A 17,411-nucleotide genomic window follows, 5' to 3' on the forward strand; every position below is an offset into this window, starting at 1 on the left:
TTTTATTTTATATCTTTACAAATGCCTTCTGGTAATCTGCAGATAGATCTTCGTACATTTTCCACCGTTTATTTACATCTTCCTGCGCTTCATTCATCAGCTCTTTTGCTGTTTCAGGGTGACTCTTTGTAAGCATCTTATACCTGGTTTCCATATACGCGTAATCAGCAAGCTTTATCTTAGGCGGTTTGCTGTCAAGCTTAAAGGGTGATTCACCCGCTGATATCAGCTCAGGGTTAAACCTGAATAGCGGCCAGTAACCTGAATCAACCGCAGCTTTCTGGTTCTGGTTTGCTGTGCGCATGTTGATTCCGTGCGCTATGCAGTGGCTGTAAGCAATTATAAGTGAAGGCCCGTCATATTTTTCAGCTTCCGTGAAGGCTTTAAGTGTCTGTGAATCACTTGCGCCCAATGCTACCCTTGCAACATATACATTTCCGTAACTTACCGCAAGCAGCCCCAGATCTTTTTTTGCTGTTGTTTTGCCGGCTGCAGAAAACTTCGCAACGGCTGCGCGGGGAGTTGATTTTGATGTCTGGCCGCCTGTGTTTGAATACACCTCCGTATCCAGAACAAGCAGGTTAACATTTTTGCCTGAAAGCAATACATGATCAACTCCGCCGAAGCCAATATCATATGCCCATCCGTCGCCGCCCATTATCCAGACTGATTTTTTCACAAGGTAGTCGCTCAGCCAATCAAGTGATCTTGCGCCGTCTCCTTTAATATCCTTTAATTTCTTCTTCAGGTCATGAACTCTTGCTCTTTGATTGAAAATTCCGAGCTCATCATCCTGATTAGCGCTTAAAATTTCGTTTACAAGCTTTTCGCCAATTTCACCGGCAAATTTCTTTAACAGGAACTCTGCCTGCTCTTTATGCTTATCAATAGCAAGGCGGTATCCTAAGCCAAACTCTGCATTATCTTCAAATAATGAATTGCTCCAGGCGGGTCCGCGTCCCTGTTTATTTACAGTCCATGGTGTAGTAGGCAGGTTGCCGCCGTAGATGCTTGAGCATCCCGTTGCATTTGCTATAATAGCCCTGTCACCGAATAACTGGCTAACAAGCTTAACATACGGCGTTTCGCCGCAGCCCAGGCATGCCCCTGAAAATTCAAAAAGCGGCTGGAGGAACTGCGAATCTTTTACCGCCGATGTATTTACCTTTGTCCTGTCAACTTCAGGCAGGTTAAGGAAGTAATCAAAATTAACCGCTTCTTTTTCCCTTAAACCTTCTGTTTCATTGGAAACCATATTGATAGCTTTGAACCTGGTTTCCTGTTTATTTTTTGCAGGGCAAACCTCTACACAAATTCCGCATCCTGTGCAGTCTTCAACTGCTACCTGCAGGCTGTACTGCGCGCCTTCGCCATATTCCTTGCCTCTGTAATTCGTGTATTTAAAAGTTTCAGGTACATTTATCAGCTCTTTCTCATCATAAACTTTTGGCCTTATTGCAGCATGTGGACAAACTATAGCGCACTTATTGCACTGTATGCATACATTGGTATCCCATACCGGTACTTCAAGTGCAATGTTTCGTTTTTCCCACATTGCAGTTCCTGTAGGGTATGTACCGTCAACGGGCAGCATGCTGACAGGTATCATATCGCCTTTACCTTCAATCATCATAGAAGTTACATTCCTTACAAACTCAGGCGCCTTTTGTGAAACAGCCTCACGCATCATAATTTCACCGCCGGCTGCCTGAGGGATCTTTACTTCAAATAAGTTGGCAAGTGTTTTATCAACGGAATCAAAATTCATTTTCACAACAGCTTCGCCTTTTTTACCGTATGTCTTTTCAATGGTCTTTTTGATCTTGGCTATTGCCTCTTCACGGGGAAGTATGTTTGAAATTGCAAAGAAACAGGTCTGCATAATTGAGTTTATCCTTAAACCCATTCCTGTTTCTTTTGCTACTTTATATGCATCAATTACATAAAGCTTGATATTTTTATCAATTATTGTCTGCTGCACTTTCTTCGGCAGCTCGCCAAAAACCAAATCAGCCGGTACCTGTGAATTAAGCAGGAATGTCGCTCCTACTTCTGCGTTTGCCAGCATGTCTATCCTCTCTAAAAACGAAGGCTGGTGGCATGCTATAAAATTCGCTTTTGTGATAAGATAAGTTGAGCGTATCGGCTTGGGTCCGAACCTTAAATGCGAGGTTGTCATTGAACCTGATTTTTTGGAATCATACACAAAATACCCCTGTGCAAAATTATCTGTTTCTTCACCGATAATTTTTATTGAATTCTTATTGGCACCTACGGTGCCGTCTGCGCCGAGACCGTAGAACATTCCGCGGAATGTTTCGGGTGATTCAACACTAAATGCCGTGTCAAACTCAAGGCTTGTGTTGGTTACATCATCAATTATACCAACAGTAAAATGATTTTTCGGCTGCTCTTTTTTCATCTCATCATAAACAGCCTTTATCATTGCAGGGGTAAACTCCTTGGATGAAAGTCCGTACCTGCCGCCTGTTATTTTTGGAAGCTTTTTCAGCTTTCCGCTGCTGTATGATTCACTAACTGCGTTAACTATATCAAGATAAAGCGGTTCGCCTGCTGAACCCGGCTCCTTGGTTCTGTCGAGCACTGAAATTTTTTCAGCAGTAACCGGCAGAACATTCAATAAGTGTTCAACTGAAAACGGCCTGTAAAGCCTTACCGTAACCAAACCGACCTTTTCGCCCTTAGCGATTAGCCAGTCTGTAATTTCTTTTGCAGGCTCATTGCCTGAGCCCATTAACACTATTACTCTTTCAGCTTCCGGGTGGCCGTAATAATCAAACAGCCTGTATTTCCTTCCTGTCAGCTCACCAAACTTATCCATATACTTCTGCACTATTGCAGGGCAGTTGTTGTAATATGTGTTAACAGTCTCTCTTGCCTGGAAGTAAACATCAGGGTTCTGCGCAGTGCCGCGTATGAAGGGGTTATCAGGTGTAAGCGCCCGTTTCCTGTGTTCAAGTATCAGCTCTTCGCTTACCATTGCCTTCATATCTTCATAGGTAAGCTGTTCTATTTTCATTACTTCATGTGATGTGCGGAAGCCGTCAAAGAAATGCAGAAACGGAATCCTGCTCTCAAGCGTAGCAGCCTGCGCTATCAGCGCCATATCCATCGCTTCCTGTACCGATGCAGATGCAAGCATTGCAAATCCGGTTTGCCTTACAGCCATTACATCGCTGTGATCACCGAATATTGAAAGTGCCTGCGCCGCAATTGAACGCGCCGTAACGTGGAAGACTGTTGAAGTAAGCTCACCCGCTATTTTATACATGTTGGGTATCATTAATAACAGACCCTGTGACGCTGTGAACGTAGTTGTCAGCGCGCCGTTCTGCAATGAGCCGTGTACCGCGCCTGCAGCGCCGCCTTCTGACTGCATTTCCTGTACTGTCGGAACTATTCCCCACATATTGGGCTTATTTTCAGATGCCCACTGGTCGCAAAGCTCACCCATATTTGATGATGGTGTTATGGGGTAGATTGCGCAGACTTCGTTTAAGTTATAGGCAACATATGCTGTTGCTTCATTTCCGTCAATTGTTACTTTTTTGCGTTCCATTCGTTTTTTACGTTTAAATCATATTTTTACTATTCAAAATTAACACTATTAGTCATTATTAAATATGATTTCAGTCATATTTATGAATGCTTTTTGTTAGGAATTAATTTGTTATAATTATTTATAATAATTATAGCTTTTTACCAATTATTGGAGTTGTCTCCAATCAACTTATCATCCGCCCAAACATTTCCCTTAAATCTCTCCATTTTTCCGCGTATTTTTGTTATTCTATGCAAACCACAATCACAAACGACTCTAAAATCGCGGCGGATTTCATCAAATCAGGCGAAGTTGCCGCATTCCCCACTGAGACCGTTTACGGGCTGGGCGCAGATGCGTATAATGAAAAAGCTGTGCGGAAAATATTCAAAGCCAAAGGCAGGCCCGCTGATAATCCATTGATTGTGCACGTTGACAAAAAGAAAGATATTTCAGTTCTCGCAAAGGAAATTACGCCTTCGGCAAAAAAGATAATCAGCAAATTTTTCCCGGGTCCCGTTACAGTAATTCTCAAAAAAAATGAGATAGTGCCTGATGTTGTAACTGCTGGACTTGATACCATTGCAATCAGAATGCCCGCATCAAAAATAGCGCGTGAGCTTATCAGGTTAAGCGGAGTGCCAATAGCCGCGCCAAGCGCGAACCTTTCAGGTTCACCCTCGCCTACAAATTTTTTGCATGTGTTAAGGGATATGAAGGGGAAAATTCCCTGCCTGCTTATAGGTCCCGCTGCTAAATACGGACTCGAATCCACTGTAATTGACTGTACCGGGAAATTCCCTGTAATACTGAGACCCGGCAGTGTTACATTAGAGCAAATCAAAAAGCTTGATAAAAATGCGGTCTATCAAAAAAATGCGCGTAAGATAAAAAGTCCGGGGCAGAAGTATCGTCACTACTCTCCAAAAGCAAAAGTAAAGTTCGTCAAACGTGAAACGTCAAATGTGAAACGTTCAAAAGAAGCTTATATTGGATTGAATAAAAAATTTGCAAAGGGATTTGAAACCGTAAAAGTGTGCAGATCTGTTGAGGATTACGCGAAGAATTTATTTTCATTCTTCAGGCAGTGTGATGAGCTGGGAATTAAAACCATCTATTGCGAAAAGATACCTGAAAAGGGGATAGGGACTGCTGTAATGAACAGGCTGAATAAAGCAATTATCAATTAGCAATGTGCAATTAACAATTAATATTATATTACTTTTTAAATTGACTATTGCTTATTGTTCATTGTTAATTGTTAATTGTTAATTATCGTTGTACCATCTTCTTATCACAAATCTTGAGCCCTGCGAAGAATTATAATCATTCACCGGAGTCCTTGAGCTCATTAAATCACTTAATGTTTCAACCAGGTCAAGCTTTAAAACCCCGCCTTTTGAAAGGCTGCTTTGTATAGAGGTCTTTTCATCATATACATAAATTACGTGACCGTTCCATACTATCATATCCAAAGGTTTGCATTTAGCGGCAATTTCTTCTGCAGTTAGTCCTTCAATTTCTACAGGTGTGCCGTAATCAACAAGCTTACTTGTATTCCTTGGTGTAAATCCGTTGGTCGCTTCATACATCAGCCCTGAGCAGTCACACCCCGTAAGCATCCATTCATTTTTTACCCCGTCAGAAATTTCACCTTTAGGCTGGTACAGCTCAATTAGCTTTTGTATTCCGTCATTATAATTACCGCCCCAGCAGTAGCGGTTTCCAACAGCCTTATCAAGTAATTTGTAAATATCTTCTTTTTTCGGCAGCGCAACAAATCTTTCACCCGGCCTGGATTTTTTAAGCTCAACAAAACGGCTGTCTATATATAGATCAGTTCCGTATTCGTATTCCTTACACTCCACTTTAAATATTTTATATGAACCGTGGTCAAACTCACCCAGCAGCTCAAACACTGTTCCTGGCAGAGCTATGAATTCCATTTCACGGATCAAGCCTGAATTATCCGTCTTAACGGTTCTACCGTCACTACCACCGAAAACGGCTTCGAAATCAGGTGAATTAAGCACGGGCGTTGGTCCTGTAGCAACAGCATAATAAAAATCCTGAGAAATTACGCTCAAAGTAGTCATTAGTACTATTATAGTAATTAAAATTGTTTTGGATGAAGTTGGTATTATTTTCATTGCCGCAAAATATTGAAATTTTATCACTTTTTAAACATAGTTAATATAAATTTTAATCATTTCATGGCTTAAAAGTTTCATATTTTATGAAAAACTGACCCCTTTAAAATTAGTAATTTTATTACTATTTTTGTGATTATTCTAAAAAATTTCATTCTCAAACAGGAGGAACATAAATGTCAGTTGACGTAGAAGCTCAGATAAAAGACGCAATAGTTGAAAAATTAGGTGTAGAAGAATCAAAAGTAACACCAAACGCATCATTTATCAATGATCTTGGCGCTGATTCACTTGATACAGTTGAGCTCATCATGGAGCTTGAAAACCGTTTCAGCATACAGATTCCTGATGAAGACCAGGAAAAGATCCAGACTGTTGGCGATGCTATCAGCTATGTAAAATCAAAAGTTGCTTAACCATAAGCTGCTTAACATTATGTTGCTTAACATTGAAGCAATTTTTTAAAGTTTACCACATCCTATAATGGAAAAAAAGCGTGTTGTAATAACCGGACTTGGTGTTGTATCGCCTGTTGGAAATACAGTTGCTGATTTCTGGGATAATATTATTGCCGGAAAAAGCGGGGCGGGTCCTATAACTTATTTTGATACTGAACATTTTGATACTAAGTTTGCCTGCCAGGTCAAAAATTTTGACCCGCTGAACTATATGGATAGAAAGCTCTCTTCAAGGGTTGATCCTTTCACTCAGTTCGCGCTTGCAGCATCTCAAATGGCATTTACAGATTCAGGGCTTGATATGACTAAGATCGATCCTTACAGGGTCGGTGTAGTTTACGGCTCCGGTATCGGCGGTATGTGGACCTATGACAAGGAACAAAGAAAGCTTTATGATAAAAACGGTAACCCCGATAGGATCAGCCCGTTCTTTATCCCCATGCTTATTGCGGATATTGCAGCCGGCAGGATATCTATGATGTACGGTTTAAAGGGTCCAAATTATGCGACAATTTCAGCCTGCACAACCTCTGCTCATTCAATTGCTGATTCCGTTATGCTTATCCAGCGCGGAAACGCTGATGTTATGGTAACAGGCGGCTCAGAAGCTGTTATCTGTCCAATGGGTGTTGGCGGCTTTAATGCAATGAAAGCGCTTTCAACACGAAACGACGCTCCTGAAAAAGCTTCGCGCCCGTTTGAAAAGAACCGTGATGGCTTTGTAATGGGTGAAGGCGGCGCTACACTGATACTCGAAGAGCTTGAGTTCGCAAAAGCAAGAGGCGCAAAGATTTACGCTGAAATTGCCGGTATTGGTATGACCGCTGACGCGCACCATATTACCGAGCCTGCGCCTGAAGGCGAAGGCGTTGCCGAAGCAATGCGTGTTGCAATTAAAGATGCTGGAATGAAGCCTGAAGATATTGATTGTGTTAACGCTCACGGTACTTCAACTTATTACAACGATAAGAATGAAACTGCTGCAATTAAAAATGTATTCGGCAAGCATGCATATGATATACCGGTTCATTCAATTAAAAGTATGATTGGTCACCTCCTTGGCGCAGCCGGGGCAGTTGAATCTATTGCTTCTGTTTTAACAATTAATAAAGGCATTGTACCCCCGACCATAAATTACGAAACACCCGATGAAGAGCTTGATCTGAACTACGTGCCTAATACAGCTATAAAAAAAGATATCAAAACAGTTATGTGTGATAATTCAGGATTTGGCGGCCATAATACTGCATTGGTATTTAAAAAGTACGAAGAATAATCGTTGCTTTTTTAAGAAAAGAGAATATTTTACGAATAGGATAATATGTTTGGCGTATTAAAGACCCTCAGAAAATTCGTCCCTGTTTTAAAGAGGCGCAAAGAGGAAGATGACATTTATTCCGCTATAGCTTCCTTTGACTTTAAGACTTTCCAGGCGAGCATTGATTACCAGATAATCCATAAGAACTTTTTTATAAACGCCCTCACGCACAGGTCATTTTTAAAATCAAAAGGCACCAACGGAGTTAAATTAACCAGCAATGAAAGGCTCGAATATCTTGGCGATGCCGTGCTTGATTCTGTAGTTGCGGAATATTTATATAAGAATTTCCCTGATTCTGAAGAAGGCGATCTTACCAAGTACCGCTCTGTGTTAGTTAACCAGCGCTTCCTTGCGGAGCGCGCCAAAGTTATCAACCTGCAAAGCTACCTGCTTGCAGCGCCTACGGCGCTTAAATCCATTGAAGATGGTTACGATACAATTCTTTCTGATGCATATGAAGCATTGGTCGGCGCTATATTTCTTGACAGGGGATATGAAGCCGCAAAGGATTTCCTCAATAACCAGATCTTCAAAAAGCTTGATGTTAAATGGCTTAACCAGTTTGATGAGAACTATAAAAGCAAGCTGCTTGAATATACACAGGCTAACACAGATTATATACCTGAATATAAAGTTATTAACCAGGAAGGACCCGAACACAATAAGCTGTTTACTGTTGAAGTACAGATAAACCAGCGCGCACTTGGTATCGGCAAAGGCAGGACCAAAAAGACTGCTGAACAGGAAGCCGCAAGCAATGCTCTCAAAAACCTGGATGTAATTGAAAAAATGGGACTCAAAAAAAAGAAAAAAGGGGTCTAAAAAAAGTTCAAACTAAAATTTTTCTAATCAATAAAACTTCTAAAAACTCACCTCTTCTATATAATACATAATGCATACTTTTGTTAACAGACATATCGGACCACGGGAGCATGATGAAAAAGAAATGCTCAAAGTTATTGGCGCATCTTCACTGGATGATCTCATTTACCAGGTTGTGCCTGATTTAATCAGACTTAAAAATGAATTAAACACCGGCGATGCTTTAAGCGAGCAGGAACTGCTAAACTACCTGCACGGTGTTGCCGCTAAAAATAAAATTTTCCGTTCTTACATTGGATACGGATATTACGGTACATTTACACCAACAGTAATATTGCGCAATATCATGGAAAATCCGGGCTGGTACACGCAATACACACCATACCAGGCAGAAATTGCGCAGGGCAGGCTTGAAGCACTGCTTAATTACCAGACCATGGTAATTGATCTGACCGGTTTACCGGTTGCAAACGCCTCACTTCTTGATGAAGGTACGGCTGCTGCAGAAGCCATGCACCTGCTTTTCGCTGCGCGAAAGCCTGAAAAGAAAAACGCTCCTAAGTTCCTGGTATCAGATAAATGCTTTGCACAGACTATAGATGTTCTTAAAACCAGAACAGAGCCTGTTGGTGTTGAATTGGTTGTATGCGATATTATGAATACTGAATTGACTGATGATGTTTTCGGGCTTCTTGTCCAGTATCCCGATGCAAACGGTGAAATTACAGATTATAAAGGTCTTTTTGAAAAAGCCCACGCTAAAGGGATCTACTGCGTTTGCGCTGCTGATATTTTAAGCCTGGCTTTATTAACACCACCGGGTGAATTTGGCGCTGATATAGCTGTAGGCTCAACACAAAGATTCGGTGTGCCGATGGGTTATGGCGGACCTCATGCCGCTTACTTTGCATGCAAAGATGAATTCCGCCGCTTAATGCCAGGCAGAATTATTGGGGTATCGGTTGACAGGCTTGGCAACCGCGCTTACCGTATGGCGCTGCAGACCCGCGAACAGCATATCCGCAGGGAAAAAGCTACCAGTAACATCTGCACTGCACAGGTACTGCTTGCCATTATGGCGGGCATGTACGGTGTTTACCACGGACCAGTTGGTATAAAATCCATTGCAGAGCGTGTTCATAATTTAACCGCAATGCTAAGTAACGGCCTTAAACAGGGCGGTATTAAACAGGAAAATAAATATTTCTTCGATACTTTAAAGGTCAATGTTCCTTCAAAAGCAGAAGAATATAAAAAGAAATTTGAAGATGCAGGGATCAATGTAAGATTTATTGATAAAGATAATCTCGGAATTTCACTTGATGAAACCACTGGTGAAAAGGATGTGAATGATATTCTTGCCGTATTTAACTGTAAGGCTGCAGCCGGTTCTTCGAACGGTTCAACACTGCCTGAAGGACTCAGCAGGACATCAAAATTCATGCAGCACCCAGTATTTTCTAGCTATCACAGCGAAACTGAAATGCTGCGTTACATGAAAAAGCTCGAGAATAAAGATCTCTCACTAAATATGTCTATGATACCGCTGGGCTCATGCACAATGAAGCTCAACGCTACCACTGAGATGATACCTGTAACATGGCCGGAATTTGGAACGCTGCATCCATTTGCTCCCGTTGAACAGGCTAAAGGATATTCCGAAATATTTAAAGGACTTGAAGATGCGCTTGCAAAAATTACAGATCTTCCCGCAGTTTCACTGCAGCCTAATTCCGGCGCGCAGGGTGAATACACCGGGCTTATGGTTATTCGCGAGTATCATAAAGCGGGCGGTAATGCTCACAGGAACGTTGTTATAATTCCCGCATCCGCTCACGGTACAAATCCCGCAAGCGCAGTTATGGCGGGAATGAAGGTAGTTGTTGTTAAAACTATGGAGCACGGCGATATTGATGTTGATGATCTTAAAGCCAAAGCAGAGCAGCATAAAGATAATCTTTCTGCACTAATGGTTACATATCCTTCAACACACGGTGTATTTGAAACAAAGATCAAAGAGATCTGTGATATTATACACCAAAACGGCGGTCAGGTTTATATGGATGGCGCAAATTTAAATGCACAGGTTGGCTTAACAAGTCCCGGTTTTATCGGCGCCGATGTTTGCCATATTAACCTGCATAAAACTTTCTGCATACCGCACGGCGGGGGCGGACCAGGCATGGGACCCATTGCTGTAGCTTCACACCTTGCGCCTTTTTTACCGGGTCATGTACTTATTAAAACCGGCGGCGAAAAAGCTATTCATGCAGTATCTGCAGCCCCATGGGGTAGCTCGAGCATTCTGCTGATAAGTTATGCTTATATTAAATTAATGGGCGGTAAGGGTTTAACTGATGCAACTAAATCAGCTATTCTTAACGCTAATTATATAGCTTCTAAATTAAAAAATGAATTCAAAGTACTTTATACCGGTGTAAATGACCGCGTTGCACATGAGATGATATTTGATATGCGCGAATTTAAACGCTGCGGTATTGAAGTCGGCGATATTGCCAAGCGCCTTATGGATTACGGCTTCCACGCGCCTACGGTATCATTCCCCGTACCGGGAACGCTGATGGTTGAGCCAACTGAATCAGAATCAAAATATGAGCTTGACCGCTTCTGTGATGCAATGCTTGCAATTAAAAAAGAGATAAATGAACTAGAATCCGGTGAAGCTGATAAGACAGATAATGTCCTTAAAAACGCTCCGCATACCGCATTTGAAATTGCTTCTGATAAATGGGAGCATAAATACTCCCGCAGCAAAGCTGCATACCCTGTTGCTGGATTAAAAGATAACAAATTCTGGCCTGCTGTCGCAAGGGTGGATGACGCTTACGGTGACAGGAATTTTATCTGTTCATGTGAGCCTATTGAAAGCTATATTGAAGAAACTGTTTAGATGGTAGTTGATAATTGATAGTTAAAAGTTAAGGGCTGAATTTTCAGCCCTTTTTGCATTTTTGTCATGCTGAACTTGCCGGACTATGAGAAGTTTTCAGCATCTGCTGCCATTTGTTGTGTCAGGTGTGTACCTGACACGCGTCGGGTAAATACCCAACGCCACTCCTGTAAAGACGTGCCGCTGGCACCTCTCAATTAATATATATTAACCTATATCATAGCTTCAGGTATTTACCTGATGCTTTCTTTAATAACTGTATTCCCTTATTTTTGAAACAGTGAACTCAACGATAAATAAAACCAAAGAATACCTCGGACTTAAACGCAACATCATCTTAATGCTGGGTTTAACCGTGCTGATGTACACAGGTGAAAAGCTGTGGGAACGTTTCATTCCCAAATATCTCGATGGTCTTGGCGCATCGATACTTATCATAGGCGCTTTCGGTTTCCTTCAGAATTTCCTCGGCGCTATATGGGCTTTGCCCGGCGGCTATATTGCCGATCACCTTGGTAACCGCAAAGCATTCCTGGTTTTCAGCATAATGGCTATCTTTGGGTATATTATTGCTATCGTATTCAATAGCTGGATAGCTGTTTTTATCGGGATGCTTTTCTTTTTTGGCTGGTCAAATGTTGCTCTGCCCGGTTCTATGAGCCTGATAACCAAAACCCTCGGCAAAGGTAAAACCGTAATGGGAATATCCATGCATTCCCTTATACGCCGCCTGCCTATGGCGCTTGGACCCGTAATTGGCGGCTATTTAATAGTATCATACGGCTTGCTGAACGGCATAAAAATTGCATTCGGTATTTCTATACTTCTTTCCCTTACCGGTATGATCTTTATCAACAAGCTTACTACTGATACGCCGGAAGAAAAACCTGAGAAAATTCGCCCGCTCGAGCTGTGGAAAACCTTCGATAAAAAATTAAAAAACCTGCTGATCTCTGATATTCTCGTCAGGTTTTGCGAACAGATGCCGTACGTTTTTGTGGTGATATGGTGTTTGAATGTTGTAAAAATATCCGCTAGCGAGTTTGGCTACTTAACAGCCATTGAAATGATAACTTCAGCACTCATTTTTATACCAGTTGCTGGATATTCTGACAGGCTTGAGAAAAAACCCTTTGTTGTAATAACTTTTATATTCTTTACATTATTTCCGCTGGTACTTTATTTCAGTAATTCATTCGGGCTGCTTGCATTTGCATTTTTTATCAGGGGATTAAAGGAATTCGGCGAGCCAACGCGCAAAGCGCTTATACTCGAGCTCTCAAAAAAAGGAACAGAAGCACGCAGCTTCGGAATGTATTATTTTATCCGCGATGGTATCGTTGCCTTTGCGGGATTCTTAGGCGGAGTGTTGTGGAAAATATCGCCTGAACTAAATCTGTTTCTTGCAGCTGGATTCGGAATTCTTGGCACTCTTTACTTTGCCTTCTTCGGCAGGGGAACGGATTCAAATAGTGAAATAGCTAAATAGTGAAATGGTGATTTGGGTGACTAGGTGAGTAGGTGGTAGGTGAGTAGGTAAGCCAGTATCATCCGAATTATATTAATGCTAAAAATTTTTCCATAGGTTTATAGTCATTTATTACTTTTTCAATTCCTAAAGATTTTAACTTTCCGTTATTTTTGAAATCTATACCCACAAAATCAATATCAAGATCCTTGGCTGCATTATAATCATATACTCTATCTCCAACGTATACAATTTTATTTATGCCGCTGTTAATTGCACTCTGTATCTTAATAAACTCCCTTAACATTTCCTGTTTTGTATCAAAATCATTCGAGCTGTAAATTAATTCACTTGGTAAATGTATTTCTATTCTGTTAAGCTTATACATGGCAGTTTTTAAAAATCCCCCTGTTGCAATTCCCGCTACGTAGTTTGTTTGATTCGTTGAGAAATAATCAAACAGCTCTTTAATTCCTGGTATTGCCGTAAATAAAGTTTCTTCAGCATTTATTTGCTGCTTCAATTCTTCTGCATAGTTATCTATAATAGCTTCAACTATTTCATTACCTGGTAGGCTTCCGGTTTCATTCTTGATTATCTCTTTTGTAACATACAAGTCTGTTACATGTTTGTACGAATTCCAGTCAGTATTGCTGATATCTATTCCCAGAGTTTTTTTGAATGCCTTAATATAGCATTTATCATCAACATTGCGGGAATGGCATAATGTACCGTCTATATCAAAAATTATCAGTTTCATACACAAAAATAGCCAAATTTCAACGATTTTGATATATTTTTCCCCGGAATTTTTGCAACCTTCACCAAGCAAACCAAGTCATAATAAACAGATATCTTTAATGAGGAAAAACGTAAAAAATAACATAAAATCGCCAAAAAAATGCCAAAAAATGGCACGGCAATTTAAAGGAGACTTAAAATGAATAGTGTAGCAGAAGCTTTTATCCCGATAATCGCAATAATATTTACATTCGGTATCCCGGGCGCATTAATATTCTGGGCAATTTATGTAAAACATAAAGAAAGAACCAAGCTTATGGATATGGGCTTAACTCCCCAGGAAGCAAGAGATTACTTCCGTGAAACCGAAAAAAGACCTAAAAATCCGCTTGGTTCATTGAAATGGGGTATCCTTCTTTCAATGATAGGTATCGGTTTATTCTTCGGTATCCTTCTTGATGAAGCAGGCTTTAAAGATGAGCTTACCGGTGTAATGGTGCTTGTATTCGGCGGACTCGGTTTTATAATCTACTACTTCGTTGCCAATTCAAAGATCAAAAAAGAAGCGCAGATCCAGCAGAGCTCAAACCAGAATTCATAGTTGTTTGAGTGTATTATAAAAAAATAAATATCTAAAGAAATGAATATTAAAAACATAATAATAGCTGCAGTCATTGGAACTATGCTTATAGGACTAAACGGCTGCAGCCTGCTGAAGAAAAGAGTTGAAAAGAAGGAGAACGTTAAATATACCCTTAACGGTAACGGCAAAACTTCTATTCACATAGAAAATATCAACGGCAAAATTAATGTTTCAAACAGCGGTGATACAACAGGCACTATCAGCATTGATGCAGAGATAGTTGCAGATGTAAAGCACGATGAGCAGGATAAAGCCATCGAAAATGTTAAGATCAATATCGATACCGCATCAGGTGAAATTAAGATCGAAACTGAAATAAACAATTCCTCTTCAGGCATGTTCAGGAAAAACAATAATGCTGAAGTGAACTATACCATAAAAGTGCCGGCAAACATGAAGGTGCATACTGAAACCGTGAACGGAACTACAACCATAACCAGGATTAACAATGATGTACGTGCGGAAACTGTGAACGGTAAAGTTAACATATTCAACTGCCAGGGCAAAATTGATGTTGACGGTGTGAACGGTTCTATCCTGTGTAACGTAGACTCAATGACATCCGGTATCAACATTAGCATAATAAACGGTGATGTTAAGATCGGCGGACTCAAAAACGTAAATGCTGATGTAAGCGCATCAACTGTACACGGCAGGGTAAAATTCAAGGATCTTACATTCACAGATGTTAATTCCGAAAAAAGGACACTCAGCGGTATCCTTGGCAGCGGCGGCAGCACAATAAGGGTTGAAAGCACCAATGGCAGCATTTCACTCGATGCCTCAAAAATTCTGCCTAAAAAAGATGATTCCTTTGAGTTCAAAATTGATTTTGATGATGATGGCCCTTCAATAGATGTTGAGAACAGTGATGATGATTCAGGTAAAGATTCACGTAAAGAGACTCCGAAAGCTCCAAAAAACGCTGATTCGCTTAAAAGTAAAGGTATCTAAACTTTAATTATTAATAACTTAAAACATTTTTGTTTATATTTAGTGAAAATAAAAAACCGGTGTCAAAACAGCAGGTAGAATCATGCATGAATGATCTGGAACTGAATATAATCAAAAAGATCCAGGCAGGTAAGATCGATGAGTTTGAAGAGATCGTCAACAGGTATAAAGATAAAGCCATGACACTTGCCATGAGAATACTGAAGAACTCCGAAGATGCCGAAGATGCCCTGCAGGAAGCTTTCATCAAGACCTTCAGGGCTATCGCTGATAAGCAGTTCGAAGAACGCTCAAAGTTCTCAACTTATTTCTACAGGATAGTTTACAATACTGCGATTGATTTTTACAAAAAGCATAAAGCTAAAACTTATAACCTGATAAATATTGATGATAACAGGAAAAACGATGAAGGTGAAGTTACAGATATTGCGGCATTTGAAATGAAAATTGATACAGATAATTATTACATGAGCGGAGTATTTGAAACTGACAGGAGCACTTTAGATAACCAGATGCAGGAAGTTGTGAACAGGTATCTTGAAGAAATTCCCGAAAAATATTCAACTATATTAACACTGTTCTATATAAACGATCTTTCTCACGATGAAATTGCAGAAACGCTAAAGCTTCCGCTTGGGACTGTAAAGAACAGGATATTCCGCGCGAAAGATAAGCTGAAGGAAGTATTAATGAAAAAGTATTCAGAAACAGAAATACTGGAGCTGATCTAAAAAAAGTTTAAAAAAGGTTTAACAATGAGAGATAAAAACAAATATATTGATGAAATTATCGATGCGAAGCTGCGCAGAAGCGCGGTTAAAGCTCCATCAGGTGATTTTACATCACACCTGATGAAACGCATCACAGCCGAAAACAAGGCTTTGCTTGAAGAAAGAAAAAGCGACCGGGTGGTGAAGTATATCATCGGTTCGTTCAGCTTCTTAATGCTGGCTGTTACTTTCACACTCGGCTTCATTTCAAAATCAGCGTCCGTTTCAACGGATGAATCAACCGGTATTGCATTTGATACTGTACAGCGCTCAAACACATGGCTGGAATCTATGGTCTATTATATACAGGGCTTTTTCGCGGAAGTGCTCTCATTCTTCGGTGTTTCATTAAGCTCAGGTACAATAAACATAATGCTCGTTGTAATTCTTGTGGCTGTAGTTTATATACTGGGTGAGCGTCTCTTCTTAAGGGGCAAGTTTAAACAAAGTATGCAGGTTAAGTAGAAATTCAAATTACTGATATTAAAAAAGGCATCCAATTGGATGCCTTTTCTTTTTGCTAATTTTTAAATCGGTGATCTATTTGATCTCCCATGTACTTCCTTCAAACAACAGCTTCTCAAGGCTTCCTTTGCCAAGCTTTTTAACTGAATCCTCAAGCTGGAGCTCCATTTGTTCTTCATATACAGGTTTGTTAACCTTATATAAAACGCCAAACGGCATGGGGAAACCTTCAAAGTCTGAAAGCTGGGCAACTATCATTGCCAGCTCTTTTGAAGTTTCATCATACACAATTACATCGTTTATCGAATTTCCGTCTTCATTGAAATTTATGATCTCAGGCCTGAAGCCGTTGAGCTTAATTCCCTTATCTTTATGTTCACCGAAAATAAGCGGCTTGCCGTTTTCAACAAACAGGGTATTATCAGGCTTTGTTTCTTTTTCAGTATATAAAAAGTGAGCACCGTCATTATAAATATTGCAGTTCTGGAATATTTCAATAAAGGCTGTGCCTTTATGGTTATGTCCCTTAGAGATCGTATCCTGCATATGCTTAGCATCTCTATCCATTGCTCTTGCCACAAATGAGCCGCCTGAGCTGAGCGCCAGCGTAAGCGGATTGAACGGCTCTTCAAGCGTGCCGAACGGCGATGATTTTGTTACCTTGCCGTGCTCTGAGGTCGGTGAATACTGGCCTTTTGTGAGCCCGTATATCTTATTATTGAACATCATTATAACAATGTCCAGGTTCCTTCTTAAAGTATGGATAAAATGATTGCCGCCGATACTCAGCAGGTCGCCATCACCTGATGTAACCCATACATCCAGGTCAGGTCTTGCCATTTTTAAGCCGGAGGCTATCGATGAAGCTCTTCCGTGAATTCCGTGGAATCCGTATGTGTTCATGTAGTAGGGGAAACGGCTTGAGCAGCCGATGCCTGCTACAAATACGGTTTTTTCACGGGTCAGGTTGAACGAAGGCATGATACGCTGTACCTGTGCAAGTATAGAGTAATCACCGCATCCCGGACACCATCTTACATCCTGGTCACTTGCATAGTCTTTAGCAGTTAATTTTACCTGCGTTCCGTTGGTTGATTCTGTTTCCATGATTTATATAATAATTTTAATTTGAGTAATAATTATCTT

At 40.6% G+C, this 17,411-nt stretch carries 14 protein-coding genes; 10 read left to right on the plus strand and 4 right to left on the minus strand.

Going from position 1 to position 17,411, the window contains the following annotated elements; translation table 11 throughout:
• Positions 1 to 7: 7 nt before the first annotated feature.
• Positions 8 to 3,580, minus strand: a complete 3,573-nt coding sequence (gene nifJ, locus J0M37_08065) for a pyruvate:ferredoxin (flavodoxin) oxidoreductase (protein ID MBN8585037.1) — start codon at positions 3,578 to 3,580, stop codon at positions 8 to 10.
• Between the two features lie 233 nt (positions 3,581 to 3,813).
• On the opposite strand from nifJ, the gene J0M37_08070 reads away from it, so the two are divergent.
• Entirely contained in the window at positions 3,814 to 4,752 is a 939-nt protein-coding gene (locus tag J0M37_08070; GenBank protein MBN8585038.1) for a threonylcarbamoyl-AMP synthase, read from the plus strand.
• 78 nt (positions 4,753 to 4,830) lie between these two features.
• On the opposite strand, the gene J0M37_08075 is transcribed toward J0M37_08070, so the two are convergent.
• Positions 4,831 to 5,712, minus strand: coding sequence for a peptidoglycan endopeptidase (locus tag J0M37_08075; GenBank protein MBN8585039.1), 882 nt, complete (start codon positions 5,710 to 5,712; stop codon positions 4,831 to 4,833).
• Between the two features lie 176 nt (positions 5,713 to 5,888).
• On the opposite strand from J0M37_08075, the gene J0M37_08080 reads away from it, so the two are divergent.
• From J0M37_08080 to J0M37_08100, 5 genes are all read left to right on the plus strand, one after another.
• The gene (locus J0M37_08080) at positions 5,889 to 6,128 is read left to right on the plus strand and encodes an acyl carrier protein (GenBank protein ID MBN8585040.1); all 240 of its coding nucleotides are present in this window, start codon (positions 5,889 to 5,891) and stop codon (positions 6,126 to 6,128) included.
• A 67-nt stretch (positions 6,129 to 6,195) separates the two neighbouring features.
• Positions 6,196 to 7,446 carry a beta-ketoacyl-ACP synthase II gene (fabF, locus tag J0M37_08085; protein MBN8585041.1) on the plus strand — a complete coding sequence of 417 codons (1,251 nt, stop codon included), beginning with the start codon at positions 6,196 to 6,198 and terminating at the stop codon, positions 7,444 to 7,446.
• 45 nt (positions 7,447 to 7,491) lie between these two features.
• Entirely contained in the window at positions 7,492 to 8,313 is an 822-nt protein-coding gene (gene rnc / locus J0M37_08090) for a ribonuclease III (protein MBN8585042.1), read from the plus strand.
• Between the two features lie 70 nt (positions 8,314 to 8,383).
• Positions 8,384 to 11,224, plus strand: coding sequence for an aminomethyl-transferring glycine dehydrogenase (gene gcvP, locus J0M37_08095; GenBank protein ID MBN8585043.1), 2,841 nt, complete (start codon positions 8,384 to 8,386; stop codon positions 11,222 to 11,224).
• A gap of 340 nt (positions 11,225 to 11,564) precedes the next feature.
• Entirely contained in the window at positions 11,565 to 12,713 is a 1,149-nt protein-coding gene (locus tag J0M37_08100) for an MFS transporter (GenBank protein ID MBN8585044.1), read from the plus strand.
• A gap of 67 nt (positions 12,714 to 12,780) precedes the next feature.
• Here J0M37_08100 and J0M37_08105 read toward each other — a convergent pair whose 3' ends face one another.
• Positions 12,781 to 13,452, minus strand: coding sequence for an HAD family hydrolase (locus J0M37_08105; protein MBN8585045.1), 672 nt, complete (start codon positions 13,450 to 13,452; stop codon positions 12,781 to 12,783).
• Positions 13,453 to 13,632: 180 nt separating this feature from the next.
• Between J0M37_08105 and J0M37_08110 the strand changes: the two genes are divergently transcribed.
• From J0M37_08110 to J0M37_08125, 4 genes are read left to right on the plus strand one after another with little or no spacing between them, the layout of a single operon-like run.
• A complete protein-coding gene (locus J0M37_08110; GenBank protein MBN8585046.1) occupies positions 13,633 to 14,034 on the plus strand; it encodes a hypothetical protein in 402 nt (133 codons plus the stop codon).
• Positions 14,035 to 14,073: 39 nt separating this feature from the next.
• A complete protein-coding gene (locus J0M37_08115) occupies positions 14,074 to 15,030 on the plus strand; it encodes a hypothetical protein (protein ID MBN8585047.1) in 957 nt (318 codons plus the stop codon).
• Positions 15,031 to 15,089: 59 nt separating this feature from the next.
• A complete protein-coding gene (locus J0M37_08120) occupies positions 15,090 to 15,761 on the plus strand; it encodes a sigma-70 family RNA polymerase sigma factor (protein MBN8585048.1) in 672 nt (223 codons plus the stop codon).
• A 24-nt stretch (positions 15,762 to 15,785) separates the two neighbouring features.
• Complete coding sequence (locus tag J0M37_08125; protein ID MBN8585049.1) at positions 15,786 to 16,265, plus strand: hypothetical protein; 480 nt, start codon at positions 15,786 to 15,788, stop codon at positions 16,263 to 16,265.
• 75 nt (positions 16,266 to 16,340) lie between these two features.
• Here J0M37_08125 and J0M37_08130 read toward each other — a convergent pair whose 3' ends face one another.
• Positions 16,341 to 17,372: a 2-oxoacid:ferredoxin oxidoreductase subunit beta gene (locus J0M37_08130; GenBank protein MBN8585050.1), complete on the minus strand. Its 1,032-nt coding sequence runs from the start codon at positions 17,370 to 17,372 to the stop codon at positions 16,341 to 16,343.
• Positions 17,373 to 17,411: the final 39 nt, after the last annotated feature.

It is taken from the genome of Ignavibacteria bacterium (assembly GCA_017303675.1).
Lineage (GTDB): Bacteria > Bacteroidota > Ignavibacteria > Tepidaquicellales > OLB5 > OLB5.